Here is a 13,205-nt window from a genome sequence, read left to right on the forward strand (position 1 = left end):
TCGCATCTGATGCCTGCGACGCATCGGCACGCTTCGCATCACGCCGTGTGCGCGGCCGCTTCGGTCGTGGCGCCGTCCCGGCCGAGCGCTTCATCGCGCCGCGTGAACACCTCGTGCGCGGCGAACAACGCGTTCAGGGCGGCCGGGAACCCCGCGTACACGGCCATCTGCATGAACACCTCGACGATCTCGTCGCGCGTGCAGCCGACGTTCAACGCGGCCTCGATATGCACCTTCAGTTGCGGCTGCGCATTGCCGAGCGCCGCCAGCGCGGCGATCGTCGCAATCTCGCGCGCTTTCAGGTCGAGCTGCGGCCGGCTGTAGATGTCGCCGAAGCTGAACTCGACGAGCAGCCGCCCGAAGTCGGGCGCGATCGGCGCGAGCGCCGCGATCACGCGTTCGCCCACTTCGCCGTCGATTTCCTTCAGCTTGTTCCAGCCGCGCGTATAGCGGTCTTCAACGAGTTGTTCCATGGTGTCCGTCCTGTTCAGAGGGTGAATGAGTAGGGTTCGCCCGTCGTTCCGTCTCGCGTTCCTGCGTCTCGTAGTACGCGATCTTGTCGCCGATCGCGTCGAGGCTCGCCTGCAGCTCCACGATATGCGCGCGCACCGCATCGCGATGCGCGGCCAGCAACCGCCGCCGCTCACCGAACGTCGACTCGCCTTGCGAGCGCAGCGCCGCGAACTGCTGCATCTGCGCGATCGGCATGCCGGTCGCCTTCAGGCGCATCACGAAGGCGAGCCAGTCAAGGTCGGCCGGTGCATAGAGCCGGTGCCCGGCCGCCGTGCGCGAAATCGCGCGCAGCAGGCCGGCCTGCTCGTAATACCGCAACGTGTGCGTCGACACGCCGGTCAGTTCGGCAACTTGCCCGATCGTCAGCGGACCGGCGGCGGAAGGTTTGGATGCGGTTTTCGACATGGCAGGAACAAGGTTAGGAGTTAGAGTTCACTCTAAGTCAAGCATCGTCGCACGGCCATATCAAATAATTTGCAGTCCGCGCCGCGGACCGCATCGCGGACACCGTAAAGAATGGTCAAAACCGCTGCCCGGCGCAGCTTTCTGTCTTTACAGCGACGCAAGCCTTCAGCAAGATTCGGTCATCGCCTGTCTTAAAAAGGGCACGCATTTGTCCTATGCTTAACGGCGACACCCGGCCGGGTCTCGCCCCGCCGTCCGTTGCAACGCCCATTCATCCGTCAGAACCAGGGAGCCCTTGCCATGCTGAAAAAGCTGCTGATGCTGTTCGTCGCGCTGTCGCTGTCGCTTGCCGCCGGCCTCGCCGCGGCCGTCGAAGTCAACACGGCCGACCAGGCCGCGCTCGAATCGGTGAAGGGGCTTGGGCCCGTGAAGTCGAAGGCGATCATTGACGAACGCACCAAGAACGGCCCGTTCAAGGACGCGGACGATCTCGCGAACCGCGTGAAGGGTCTCGGCACGAAGTCGGTCGGGCATCTCGAGGAAAACGGCCTGACGGTCGGCGGCTCGTCGACGCCGCCGAAGGGTGTGAAGCTGTCGAAGCCGGCCGCGACGACGTCGGCGACCACGTCGGCCACGACGTCGGCAGGCACCGCATCGACGCCGACGACCACGACGACCGGCACGACGGCGACCGCACCGGCCGCCAGCACGCCGGAAGCGGCGGCCAAGCCGGCCAAGAGCAAGCGCGCATCGAAGAAAGAGAAGGCGGCCGCAGCTGCGGCGGCATCCGCCGACGCGGGCGCGAGCGCGCCGGCCGCGGCGTCGTCCACGAAGGCGACCAAGGGTTCGAAGAAGAAAAGCAAGAAGGACAAGGCAGCCTCCGCCGCCGCGGCGTCGGGCGCCTGATGTGCGCCGCGCGCGCGACGGCGTGCGCGCGGCATTCGATCAACGGGCGCCGTTGCTGCGGCGCCCTTTTCAGTGAAGGTGAAGAACCATGGGTCTCCTCGACATCGTTGGCGGTCTGATCGGCGGCCAGGCCGGCGGCAACTCGCAAAGCGCGCTCATCACGACCGCGCTCGAATTCATCAACAACCAGCCGGGCGGCCTGAACGGCCTGATCGAGAAGTTCAAGGCCGGCGGCGCCGGCGACATCATCGGCTCGTGGGTCGGCACCGGCGAAAACCAGCCGATCTCGGGCGACACGCTGCAGAACGTGCTCGGCTCCGACGTCGTCGGCGCGCTCGCGACCAAGGTCGGCATCGATCCGTCGCAGGCCTCGTCGATCCTCGCGCAGGTGCTGCCGCACGTCGTCAACGGCGCGACGCCGAACGGCGAAGTGCCGGCCGGCGGCCAGGTCGATACGTCGAACGTGCTCGGCACGCTCACGCAACTCGCCGGCATGTTCGGCGGCAACAAGCAGGCCTGAGCCCGCACCGCACCGCACCGGCTGACGGCCCGGGCAGCAGTTCCGGCCGCTCCATATGCAAACACCCCGCCGGAGCGGGGTGTTTGTTTTTGCGCGCCCGGCGCGAACCGGGCGAGCGGCCGATCAGCGGCGATCAGTGCACGACGCGGTCGAACACGAACTCGCCGTCGTGGACGTCGACCGGGATCACGTCCTTCGGGCCGAAGCGGCCCGCGAGGATCAGCTTCGCGACCGGGTTCTCGATCTCCTGTTGGATCGCGCGCTTCAGCGGCCGCGCGCCGAACACCGGGTCGTAGCCGACCTTCGCGATCTGTTCGAGCGCCGCCGGCGACACGTCGAGCGCCATGTCGAGCTTCGCGAGCCGGTCGTGCAGGCGTGCGAGCTGGATCTTCGCGATCGATTCGATGTTGCTGCGATCGAGCGCATGGAACACGACGACGTCGTCGATCCGGTTCAGGAACTCCGGACGGAAGTGCTGTTTCACCTCGATCCACACGGCGTCCTTGATCTCTTCCTGCGGCGCACCCGTCATCGCCTGGATCACCTGCGAGCCGAGGTTCGACGTCATCACGATCACCGTGTTCTTGAAGTCGACCGTACGCCCCTGCCCGTCGGTCATGCGACCGTCGTCGAGCACCTGCAGCAGCACGTTGAACACGTCCGGATGCGCCTTCTCGATCTCGTCGAGCAGGATCACGCTGTACGGCTTGCGGCGCACGGCTTCCGTCAGGTAGCCGCCTTCCTCGTAGCCGACATAGCCCGGCGGCGCGCCGATCAGCCGCGCGACGCTGTGCTTCTCCATGAACTCGCTCATGTCGATGCGGATCAGGTGCTCTTCCGAATCGAACAGGAACGACGCCAGCGCCTTGCACAGCTCGGTCTTGCCGACACCCGTCGGGCCGAGGAACAGGAACGAGCCGTACGGACGGTTCGGATCGGCAAGACCCGCGCGCGAACGACGGATCGCATCCGCGACCGCGCTGATCGCCTCGTCCTGGCCGACCACGCGCTCGTGCAGCTTTTCCTCGATGTGCAGCAGCTTCTCGCGTTCGCCCTGCATCATCCGCGACACCGGAATCCCGGTTGCGCGCGACACGACTTCCGCGATTTCTTCCGCGCCGACCTGCGTGCGCAACAGACGCGGACGCGTCGGGTTGTGCTGCTCCTGCTCTTCGGCCTGCGTGACCTGCTTCAGCTGCGACTCGAGTTGCGGCAGCTTGCCGTACTGCAGTTCGGCGACCTTCTCCAGCTTGCCTTCACGCTGCAGGCGCACGATGTCGGCCCGCACCTTCTCGATCTCTTCCTTGAGCTGCGCGCTGCCCTGCACCGCGGCCTTCTCGGCGGTCCAGATCTCCTCGAGGTCCGCATATTCGCGGCCGAGACGGTCGATCTCTTCCTCGATCAGCTGCAGGCGCTTCTGCGACGCTTCGTCCTGCTCCTTCTTCACGGCCTCGCGCTCGATCTTCAGCTGGATCAGGCGACGGTCGAGCTTGTCCATCTCTTCGGGCTTCGAATCGATTTCCATCTTGATCTTCGACGCAGCCTCGTCGATCAGGTCAATCGCCTTGTCCGGCAGGAAACGGTCGGTGATGTAGCGGTGCGACAGCTCGGCCGCGGCGACGATCGCCGGGTCGGTGATGTCGACGCCGTGGTGCAGTTCGTATTTCTCCTGCAGCCCGCGCAGGATCGCGATCGTCGCCTCGACGCTCGGCTCGTCGACGAGCACCTTCTGGAAGCGGCGCTCGAGCGCGGCGTCCTTCTCGATGTACTTGCGGTATTCGTCGAGCGTGGTCGCGCCGATACAGTGCAGCTCGCCGCGCGACAGCGCCGGCTTCAGCATGTTGCCCGCGTCCATCGCGCCTTCGGCCTTGCCGGCGCCGACCATCGTGTGGATCTCGTCGATGAACACGATCGTCTGGCCTTCGTCCTTCGCGATGTCGTTGAGCACGGCCTTCAGACGCTCCTCGAACTCGCCGCGATACTTCGCGCCGGCGAGCAGCGCGGCCATGTCGAGCGACAGCACGCGCTTGCCCTTCAGCGTCTCGGGCACTTCGCCGTTGACGATCCGCTGCGCGAGACCTTCGACGATCGCGGTCTTGCCGACGCCCGGCTCGCCGATCAGCACCGGGTTGTTCTTGGTGCGGCGCTGCAGGATCTGGATCGAGCGACGGATTTCGTCGTCGCGGCCGATCACCGGGTCGAGCTTGCCCGCGCGGGCGCGCTCGGTCAGGTCGACCGTGTATTTCTTCAGCGCCTCGCGCTGGCTTTCGGCGTCCTGGCTGTGCACCTGCGAGCCGCCGCGCACCGCGGCGATCGCGGCTTCGAGCGACTTGCGCGTGAGGCCGTGCTGGCGGGCGAGCTTGCCGGCTTCACCCTTGTCGTCGGACACGGCGAGCAGGAACATCTCGCTCGCGATGAACGTGTCGTTGAGCTTCTGCGCTTCCTTGTCGGCCTGGTTCAGCAGCCCGGCCAACTCACGGCCGATCTGGATGTCGCCGCCCGTACCCGTCACTTGCGGCAGGCGCGAAATGGCCTCGTTCAGCGCGCCTTGCAGCGCCTGCACGTGAACGCCCGCGCGCGACATCAGCGAGCGGGCGGAGCCGTCGTGCTGCGCGACCAGCGCCGCCAGCACGTGAACCGGTTCGATGTATTGATTGTCGCGGCCTGCCGCGAGGCTTTGCGCGTCTGCCAGTGCTTCCTGGAACTTGGTGGTGAGCTTGTCGATTCTCATTTAGTCGAGACCTCCAATTTTCGATTAACACCAAGATGAGGATGGTTACGTGGGTTTCAAGCGAAATTCGGGTTGATTCAGCGCAAAAATCACCCGGTGCACTACAGCGGCCCGCGGGCGCACGGCAGTCGGATGCGGGGGTGGCGCCGGCGTGTCAGCCGGCCTTCGACGGTGCTTGCGCGGACGCCGGTGCGTCATCCCCGGACGGCTCGGCACGCACCCGCGCGATCGGACGAATGCCCAGCAGGGCGGCGAGCGGCGACGCGGGTTCGGCCAGCTCGCCGAGCGTGTGACCGTCGAGTTCGGCGAAGAATGCATCGAGCGCGGCCGCCAGCACGCCCTTCAGGCGGCACTGCGGCTCGATCACGCAGCCGCGCGACTCGCCGCCGTCGGCCGAAAAACAGCCGACCAGCGCGAAATCGCTCTCGGTCGCGCGCACCACCTGCCCGACCGTCAGCTTCAGCGAGTCGGGGAACAGTCGCAGCCCGCCGTTGCGGCCGCGGACGGTATCGACCCAGCCGAGCTCGCCGAGCTGCTGGACGACTTTCATCAGATGGTTCTTGGAGATGCCGTAGGCGTCCGAGATCTCCTGGATGGTCGCGAGCCCCTCGCCGCGCACGGCGAGATACAGCATGACGCGCAGCGAGTAGTCGGTGTAGTCGGTGAGTCTCATGAGCGAATACGGAAAATGATCGATCGTGTCCCGATCATGCGGACGGGGTCGATCGGAGCGCGCCGGACCGGCTGTCGGGAGCGCTTGAAGGCGCCGGGTTGCCGGGACGGCCTGCGCGCAATAAGATGCATGGAATCCACGCATTTTTCAGGCATTGGTCGACGCTATTTTGCGTCAAAATCCGGTCGGCGTCCTGCGCATTGCCCGCGCTGCCGCGCCGACGGGCCCCGCCAACGCCCCGATTTTCCGCCCCTTTTTGCGATGACTGCCCTGCCCGCCTCGCCCGATACCGCGCCGGCCCGCCCGCGCGACGCCGAACCGACCGAAGACAATATCCGCGACCTCGTGTACGCGTTCTACGACCGCGTGCGCGCCGATCCGCTGCTCGGGCCCGTCTTCGACGCGAAGCTGAACGGCCGCTGGGACGACCATCTGCCGAAGATGGTCAGCTTCTGGTCGAGCCTCGTGCTCGGCACCAAAGGCTATCGCGGCAACGTGCAGCAGGCGCACCAGCCGCTCGACGGGATAGCGCCCGCGCATTTCAGCCGCTGGCTGTCGCTGTTCCTGAAGACCGTCGAGGGACGCTACACGCCGCCCGCGGCGATCCGCTTCATGGAACCCGCGCTGCGGATCGCGCAGAGCCTGCAACTGAGCCGCTTCGGCTGGGACTATCAGATTCCGCCCGAGCAGCAGGCGCTGCTCGATGCGATCGCGCCGCGCCGCCGGGACGCGGGCGATGATCCTCACGCGCTGCCGTCGCGCGCCCAAGGCGAGCCGTTTCCGACGAAGATCATCGGGCGCAGCGTCGATCCGGACGCCTGACACGGCGATTCGCGGCGCTTGAACGCCGGAGCGCTCGGGAGCGCCCGCGGCACAATGCCGCATGCCGCATGCCGCGCTCAGCGCGGCGTGTTGCCCGATTCGACGCCCCAGCGCGCGAGCGCCGCATCGTCGGTGCTGCGAGCATCGACCCAGCGTTCGCCGTCCGGCGTCGTTTCCTTTTTCCAGAACGGCGCCTCGGTCTTCAGGTAATCCATCACGAACTCGCACGACGCGAACGCGTCGCCGCGGTGCGACGCGACGGTGGCGACCATCACGATCTGGTCGAGCGGCAGCAGCCGGCCGACGCGATGCACGATCGCGACGTCGATGCCGGGCCAGCGCCGGCCGGCCTCGGCGGCGATCTTCTCGAGCGCCTTCTCGGTCATCCCCGGATAGTGCTCGAGCTCCATCGCGGCGACCGAATCGCCTTCGTTCAGGTCACGCACGGTGCCGACGAAGCACGCGACCGCGCCGATCTTCGGGTTGCGCGCGCGCAATGCCGCCACTTCGGCGTTCAGATCGAAGTCATCGGCCTGGATTCGTATCGTTGCCATGACAAACCCCTCAACCGCCTGTCACCGGCGGAAAAAACGCGACCTCGCAGCCATCGGTGAGCCGCGTGTCGGGGTCGGTCATCTCGTGATTGCACGCCATGCGCAACGCGCGCCCTTCGGCGAGCGTCTCGGCCCACGCGCCGCCGCGCAGGCGCAGCCATGCGCGCACGTCGCCGACGGTCGTCACGCCGTCCGGCACCTCGGCCTGCTCATCGGACACGCCCAGCGCCTCGCGCACGCTTGCAAAGAATTTCAGTTGAATCTTCATAGGTCGGGAAGCCGTCGCGTTACGACAGCAGTTCGGAAAACGGAATGAAACGCACGGTCTCGCCCGCGCTGATCGCGTGCTGCGGCGGATTGTCGATCAGGCCATCGCCCCAGACCGTCGACGTGAGCACCGCCGAACTCTGGTTCGGGAACAGGTCGAGGCCGCCGGCCGCATTGACGCGCGCGCGCAGGAATTCGTTGCGCCGGTCGCCCTTGCTTTGCGAGAAGTCCGCCCGCAGCGACAGCGCGCGCGGCGCGACGTCGCGCACGCCCGACAGGCGCAGCAGGAACGGCCGCACGAACAGCAGGAACGTGACGAAGCTCGACACGGGGTTGCCCGGCAGCCCGATGAAGTGCGCGTCGGGACGCTCGTCGCCGCGGCGCACCGCGCCGAACGCGAGCGGCTTGCCGGGCTTCATCGCGATCTGCCACAGCGAGAGCCGCCCTTCGGCCTCGACGGCCGGCTTCACGTGATCCTCGTCGCCGACCGATACGCCGCCGCTCGTCAGGATCACGTCGTGATCACGCGCGGCCTCGCGCAACGTGTCGCGGGTCGCGGTGAGCGAGTCGGGCACGATCCCGTAGTCGGTCACGTGGCAGCCGAGCCGCTCCAGCAGCCCGCGCAGCGTGAAGCGGTTCGAGTTGTAGATCGCGCCGGGCTTCAGCGGCTCGCCCGGCATCGTCAGTTCGTCGCCGGTGAAGAACACCGCGACCCGCAGCCGCCGCGCGACCGACAGGCGCGCGCAGCCGACCGACGCGGCCAGGCCGAGCGCCTGCGGCGTGAGCCGCGTGCCGGCCGGCAGGATCACCGAACCCTGGCGGATGTCCGCGCCCTGCGCGGTGATCCATTCACCGGCCTTCGGCGTATGCAGGATTTCGACCGCGTCGCCGTCGGCCGACGCCTGTTCCTGCATCACGACGGCGTCGGCACCGGGCGGCACCGTCGCACCGGTGAAGATCCGGGCGGCCGTGCCCGCCGCGAGCGGCGCGGCCGGATGGCCGGCCGGGATCCGCTGCGACACCGGCAGGCGCCGCTCGCCGTGCAGCAGGTCGGCGACCCGCACCGCATAGCCGTCCATCGCGCTCGTATGCATCGGCGGCACGTCGAGCGGCGAGCTCACGTCAGCCGCCAGCACGCGGCCGAGCGCATCGAGCGTGGCGACGGTCTCGGCGCCGGGCAGCGGCTTTGCGGCTTCGAGCAGCGCGGCGAGCGCTTCCGCGGTCGACAGCATCGGCGCGCGCGGCGCCACGGAATTCGGGTTCGACATCGATGGAATCGGGGGATCGTTGGAGTCAATACGTCATTGTAGCGACGCCGTCGCGCGCACGTGCGATATGGCGGACATGCGAAAACTGTGATCGGCGCGAACGCGCGGCACTGACACTTGTTTCGCGCGGCATCGGACGACCTCCGCGCGGCCGCCACCAAACAAAACGGCCGGAACCCCGATCCGTGCGACGAATCGGCATTCCGGCCGTCCTGCGCCGCCGGGCCTGAACCCGGCAGCCCGGCGCTGCGTTACGCGCCCGTATGCGCGGCGATGAAGTCCTTCACCTGTTGCGCGTCGGCCTTCACGACCTCGAAACGCTGCGGCAGCGCCTCGAGCCCGTCGAATGCGGCCGGCCGCTCGGCTTCGCGATCGAGCGCTTCGCGGATCGTCTCGCCGAACTTGATCGGCTGGGCTGTCTCGAGCACGACCATCGGCACGCCCGCGTCGAGATGCTCGCGCGCGACCTTCACGCCGTCGGCCGTGTGCGTATCGATCATCGTGTCGTAGCGCGAGAACACGTCGCGGATCGTCGCGATGCGGTCCGTGTGGCTGCTGCTGCCCGACACGAACCCGAACTCGGCCACGCGCGCGAAATCGCCGCTCGCCGCGAGGTCGAAACCGCCCTTCTCCTCGACGTCGCGGAACAACTGCATCACGCGTGCCGGATCGCGGCCGAGCAGGTCGAACACGAAGCGTTCGAAGTTCGACGCCTTCGAGATGTCCATGCTCGGGCTGCTCGTGTGATACGTGTTCTCCGCGCTGCGCACGCGATATGCGCCGGTGCGGAAGAACTCGTCGAGCACGTCGTTCTCGTTGGTCGCGACCACGAGCTTCGCGATCGGCAGGCCCATCATCCGCGCGATGTGACCCGCGCAGACGTTGCCGAAGTTGCCCGACGGCACCGTGAACGACACCTGCTGGTCGTTGGACTGCGTCGCCGCGAAATAGCCCTTGAAGTAGTACACGACCTGCGCGACGACGCGCGCCCAGTTGATCGAGTTGACCGTGCCGATCTTCTGCTGCGCCTTGAACGCGTGATCGTTCGACACGGCCTTCACGATGTCCTGGCAGTCGTCGAACACGCCTTCGACCGCGAGGTTGAAGATGTTCGGATCCTGCAGGCTGAACATCTGGGCCGTCTGGAACGCGCTCATCTTCTTGTGCGGCGACAGCATGAACACGCGAACGCCGGCCTTGCCGCGCATCGCATATTCGGCCGCGCTGCCCGTGTCGCCCGACGTCGCGCCGAGAATGTTCAGCGCCTCGCCGTGCTTCGCGAGCGTGTACTCGAACAGGTTGCCGAGCAACTGCATCGCCATGTCCTTGAACGCGAGCGTCGGGCCGTTCGACAGTTCGAGCAGCGACAGCGCCGTGCCGTTCTCGGTGCCGAGCGTCTTCAGCGGCGTGATGTCGGACGCGTTCTCGCCATGGCGCGTGTTGCTGTACACGGCGGCCGTATACGTGCGGCGCGTGATCGCGCGCAGGTCGTCGGCCGGCACGTCGTCGCAGAACTTCGACAGGATTTCGAATGCGAGATCCGCGTACGACAGCGCGCGCCAGCGCGCGAGTTCGTCGGCCGACACCTTCGGATACTCGGTCGGCAGGTACAGCCCGCCGTCCTTCGCGAGACCGCCGAGCAGGATGTCGGAGAACGTGTGGCGCTCGCCGATGCCGGCGCCGCGCGTGGAGATGTAGTTCATGTCGTTCCTGGTCCTCAGTTCAGCGCTTCCATGCGCAGCTTCGTCACCTTCGAGACCACCGTCGCGAGGCTTTCGATCTGCTCGATCGCCTTGTTGACGTGCTTCTCGAGCGTCTCGTGCGTGATCAGGACGATGTCGGTTTCGCCGTTCGCGTCGTCGACCTGCTCCGACTCCTTCTGCAACAGCGCGTCGATCGAGATGCCCGTCTCGGCGAGAAGGCGCGTGATGTCCGCGAGCACGCCCGTCTGGTCGGCCACGCGCAGGCGCAGGTAGTAGCCGCTCGTCACTTCCTCGATCGGCAGGATCGGCGTGTTCGACAGGCTGTCCGGCTGGAACGCGAGATGCGGCACGCGATGCTCGGGGTCGGCCGTGTGCAGGCGCGTGACGTCGACGAGATCCGCGACGACCGCCGACGCGGTCGGTTCCGCGCCCGCGCCCTTGCCGTAGTACAGCGTCGTGCCGACCGCGTCGCCGTGCACGACGACCGCGTTCATCGCGCCTTCGACGTTCGCGAGCAGGCGCTTCTCGGGAATCAGCGTCGGGTGCACGCGCAGCTCGATGCCGTTTTCGGCGCGGCGCGTGATGCCGAGCAGCTTGATCCGGTAGCCGAGCTCTTCCGCGTAGCGGATGTCGGTCGCGTCGAGCTTGCTGATGCCTTCGACGTACGCGCGGTCGAACTGGACCGGCACGCCGAACGCGATCGCGCTCATGATGGTCGCCTTGTGCGCGGCGTCGATGCCTTCGATGTCGAAGGTCGGATCGGCTTCCGCGTAGCCGAGCTCCTGCGCGGCCTTCAGCGCGGTCGCGAAGTCGAGCCCGCGGTCGCGCATTTCCGACAGGATGTAGTTCGTCGTGCCGTTGATGATGCCCGCGATGTACTGGATGCGGTTGGCGGTCAGGCCTTCGCGCAGCGCCTTGATGATCGGAATGCCGCCGGCCACGGCCGCCTCGAACGCGACCATCACGCCCTTCGCGCGCGCGGCTTCGAAGATCTCGGTGCCGTGCACTGCGAGCAGCGCCTTGTTCGCCGTCACGACGTGCTTGCCGTTCGCGATCGCGCGCAGCACGAGCTCGCGCGCGATGCCCGTGCCGCCGATCATCTCGGCGATGATCGCGATTGACGGATCGTCGACGACCGCGTTGAAATCATCGGTGATTTGCGCACCGCCGGCGTCACCGCCGAGCGCGGCCTGCGCCTTGGCCGGGTTGCGCACGGCAATGCGCGCGACCTCGATGCCGCGCCCCGCGCGGCGCTTGATTTCTTCCTGGTTGCGGTTCAGCACCGTGAAGGTGCCGCTGCCGACGGTGCCGAAGCCCAACAGGCCAACTTTGATCGGTTCCATGCTGCGTGTGGTCGATGAGTAAGAATGAATGATTGAATGCCGGGGGATCCCGTCCGCTCAGACGGAATGGCGCTTGCGGTAGCCGTCGAGGAAGCGCGCGATCCGGTTGATCGAATCGGTCAGGTCGTCGAGGTTCGGCAGGAACACCACGCGGAAGTGATCCGGGGCCGCCCAGTTGAAGCCCGTCCCCTGCACGAGCAGCACACGCTCCTCGAGCAACAGGTCGAGGATGAACTGCTGGTCGTTCTGGATCGGATAGAGCTTGGGATCGAGGCGCGGGAACATGTAAAGCGCGGCCTGCGGCTTCACGCAGGTCACGCCGGGAATCGACGTGAGCATGTCGTACGCGAGCTCGCGCTGCTTGTACAGGCGCCCGCTCGGCACGATCAGCTCGTTGATGCTCTGGTAGCCGCCGAGCGCGGTCTGGATCGCGAACTGTCCGGGCACGTTCGCGCACAGGCGCATCGACGACAGGATCCCGAGGCCTTCCAGGTAATCCTTCGCGCGCCGGCGATTGTCGCCGCCCAGGCCCGACACGGCCATCCAGCCCGCGCGGTAGCCGCACGAGCGATAGCTCTTCGACAGGCTGTTGAACGTGACGGTGATCACGTCTTCCGACAGCGAACCGAGCGCGGTGTGCTCCAACCCGTCGTAGACGATCTTGTCGTAGACCTCGTCGGCGAACACGATCAGCCCGTGCTCGCGCGCGATCCCGAGCAGCTCGAGCAGCAATTCGTCGGAATAAAGGGCGCCCGTCGGATTGTTCGGGTTGATCACGACGATCGCCTTGGTGTTCGGCGTGATCTTGCGGCGGATGTCGTCGAGGTCGGGCATCCACGCGTTCTGCTCGTCGCACACGTAATGCACCGGCGTGCCGCCCGACAGGCTCACGGCGGCCGTCCACAGCGGATAGTCGGGTGCCGGCAGCAGCACCTCGTCGCCGTCGTTCAGGAGCGCCTGGGTCGCCATCACGATCAGTTCGGACGCGCCGTTGCCGATGTAGATGTCGTCGAGGCCGACGCCGACCACGCCCTTTTGCTGCGTGTAGTGCATCACGGCCTTGCGGGCCGAGAACACCCCCTTCGAATCCGAATAGCCGGACGACGCCGGCAGGTTGCGGATCATGTCCTGGATGATCTCGTCCGGCGCGTCGAACCCGAACGGCGCGAGGTTGCCGATGTTCAGCTTGATGATGCGGTGGCCTTCTTCCTCGAGGCGCTTCGCGTGCTCGAGCACCGGGCCACGGATGTCGTAGCAGACGTTGAGCAGCTTGTTCGACTTCTGAATCGGTTTCACGACGACACGGTTCCTGGGTTGGCCTTGCGGCCGGGGGGACGGGATCAAAACTGGAGAGCGGACGGTCTGTGCGCGCTGTCTAGACTGGGAAAAAGCGGGCGGTCGGACGGCGCTTGTGACGACGCACGACGCAAGTGGCGCCCGGGGGCGACCAAAAAGTTATAATTTAGCGGATTTTGGCTGACTTTCGCAATGCACCATGGC

Annotated in this window: 13 protein-coding genes; 3 read left to right on the forward strand and 10 right to left on the reverse strand. The window is 66.8% G+C overall.

The window, feature by feature from the left end; all coding sequences use genetic code 11:
• Positions 1–38: 38 nt before the first annotated feature.
• Both F3J14_RS21095 and F3J14_RS21100 read right to left on the reverse strand, forming a co-directional pair.
• Positions 39–473, reverse strand: a complete 435-nt coding sequence (locus F3J14_RS21095) for a carboxymuconolactone decarboxylase family protein (RefSeq protein ID WP_166724679.1) — start codon at positions 471–473, stop codon at positions 39–41.
• A complete protein-coding gene (locus tag F3J14_RS21100; protein WP_166724680.1) occupies positions 457–918 on the reverse strand; it encodes a MerR family transcriptional regulator in 462 nt (153 codons plus the stop codon). Before F3J14_RS21100 ends, F3J14_RS21095 begins: the two co-directional genes overlap by 17 nt.
• A 300-nt stretch (positions 919–1,218) precedes the next feature.
• Between F3J14_RS21100 and F3J14_RS21105 the strand changes: the two genes are divergently transcribed.
• Together F3J14_RS21105 and F3J14_RS21110 are read left to right on the forward strand one after the other, a co-directional pair.
• Complete coding sequence (locus tag F3J14_RS21105) at positions 1,219–1,824, forward strand: helix-hairpin-helix domain-containing protein (RefSeq protein WP_166724681.1); 606 nt, start codon at positions 1,219–1,221, stop codon at positions 1,822–1,824.
• An 88-nt stretch (positions 1,825–1,912) separates the two neighbouring features.
• Positions 1,913–2,344, forward strand: coding sequence for a YidB family protein (locus F3J14_RS21110; RefSeq protein ID WP_166724682.1), 432 nt, complete (start codon positions 1,913–1,915; stop codon positions 2,342–2,344).
• A gap of 133 nt (positions 2,345–2,477) precedes the next feature.
• Here the strand turns inward: F3J14_RS21110 and clpB are convergent, their stop codons facing one another.
• Positions 2,478–5,075, reverse strand: a complete 2,598-nt coding sequence (gene clpB / locus F3J14_RS21115; RefSeq protein ID WP_166724683.1) for an ATP-dependent chaperone ClpB — start codon at positions 5,073–5,075, stop codon at positions 2,478–2,480.
• Between the two features lie 154 nt (positions 5,076–5,229).
• A complete protein-coding gene (locus F3J14_RS21120; protein ID WP_166724684.1) occupies positions 5,230–5,748 on the reverse strand; it encodes an Rrf2 family transcriptional regulator in 519 nt (172 codons plus the stop codon).
• Positions 5,749–6,009: 261 nt separating this feature from the next.
• Between F3J14_RS21120 and F3J14_RS21125 the strand changes: the two genes are divergently transcribed.
• Positions 6,010–6,570, forward strand: coding sequence for a group III truncated hemoglobin (locus F3J14_RS21125; protein ID WP_166724685.1), 561 nt, complete (start codon positions 6,010–6,012; stop codon positions 6,568–6,570).
• Between the two features lie 77 nt (positions 6,571–6,647).
• Here F3J14_RS21125 and F3J14_RS21130 read toward each other — a convergent pair whose 3' ends face one another.
• The 6 genes from F3J14_RS21130 to F3J14_RS21155 form a co-directional block, all read right to left on the reverse strand.
• Complete coding sequence (locus F3J14_RS21130) at positions 6,648–7,124, reverse strand: molybdenum cofactor biosynthesis protein MoaE (protein WP_166724686.1); 477 nt, start codon at positions 7,122–7,124, stop codon at positions 6,648–6,650.
• Between the two features lie 10 nt (positions 7,125–7,134).
• Positions 7,135–7,392 (reverse strand): molybdopterin converting factor subunit 1, encoded by a 258-nt coding sequence (gene moaD, locus F3J14_RS21135; RefSeq protein ID WP_166724687.1) that lies wholly within the window; start codon positions 7,390–7,392, stop codon positions 7,135–7,137.
• A gap of 19 nt (positions 7,393–7,411) precedes the next feature.
• A complete protein-coding gene (gene glp, locus F3J14_RS21140) occupies positions 7,412–8,659 on the reverse strand; it encodes a gephyrin-like molybdotransferase Glp (RefSeq protein WP_166724688.1) in 1,248 nt (415 codons plus the stop codon).
• Positions 8,660–8,910: 251 nt separating this feature from the next.
• Entirely contained in the window at positions 8,911–10,362 is a 1,452-nt protein-coding gene (thrC, locus tag F3J14_RS21145) for a threonine synthase (RefSeq protein WP_166724689.1), read from the reverse strand.
• A gap of 14 nt (positions 10,363–10,376) precedes the next feature.
• Complete coding sequence (locus F3J14_RS21150) at positions 10,377–11,705, reverse strand: homoserine dehydrogenase (protein ID WP_166724690.1); 1,329 nt, start codon at positions 11,703–11,705, stop codon at positions 10,377–10,379.
• Between the two features lie 57 nt (positions 11,706–11,762).
• A complete protein-coding gene (locus F3J14_RS21155) occupies positions 11,763–13,001 on the reverse strand; it encodes a pyridoxal phosphate-dependent aminotransferase (protein ID WP_006754745.1) in 1,239 nt (412 codons plus the stop codon).
• Positions 13,002–13,205: the final 204 nt, after the last annotated feature.

Origin of the sequence: Burkholderia sp. Tr-862, from assembly GCF_011753085.1 — a bacterium.
Taxonomy (GTDB): Bacteria; Pseudomonadota; Gammaproteobacteria; order Burkholderiales; family Burkholderiaceae; genus Burkholderia; species Burkholderia ambifaria.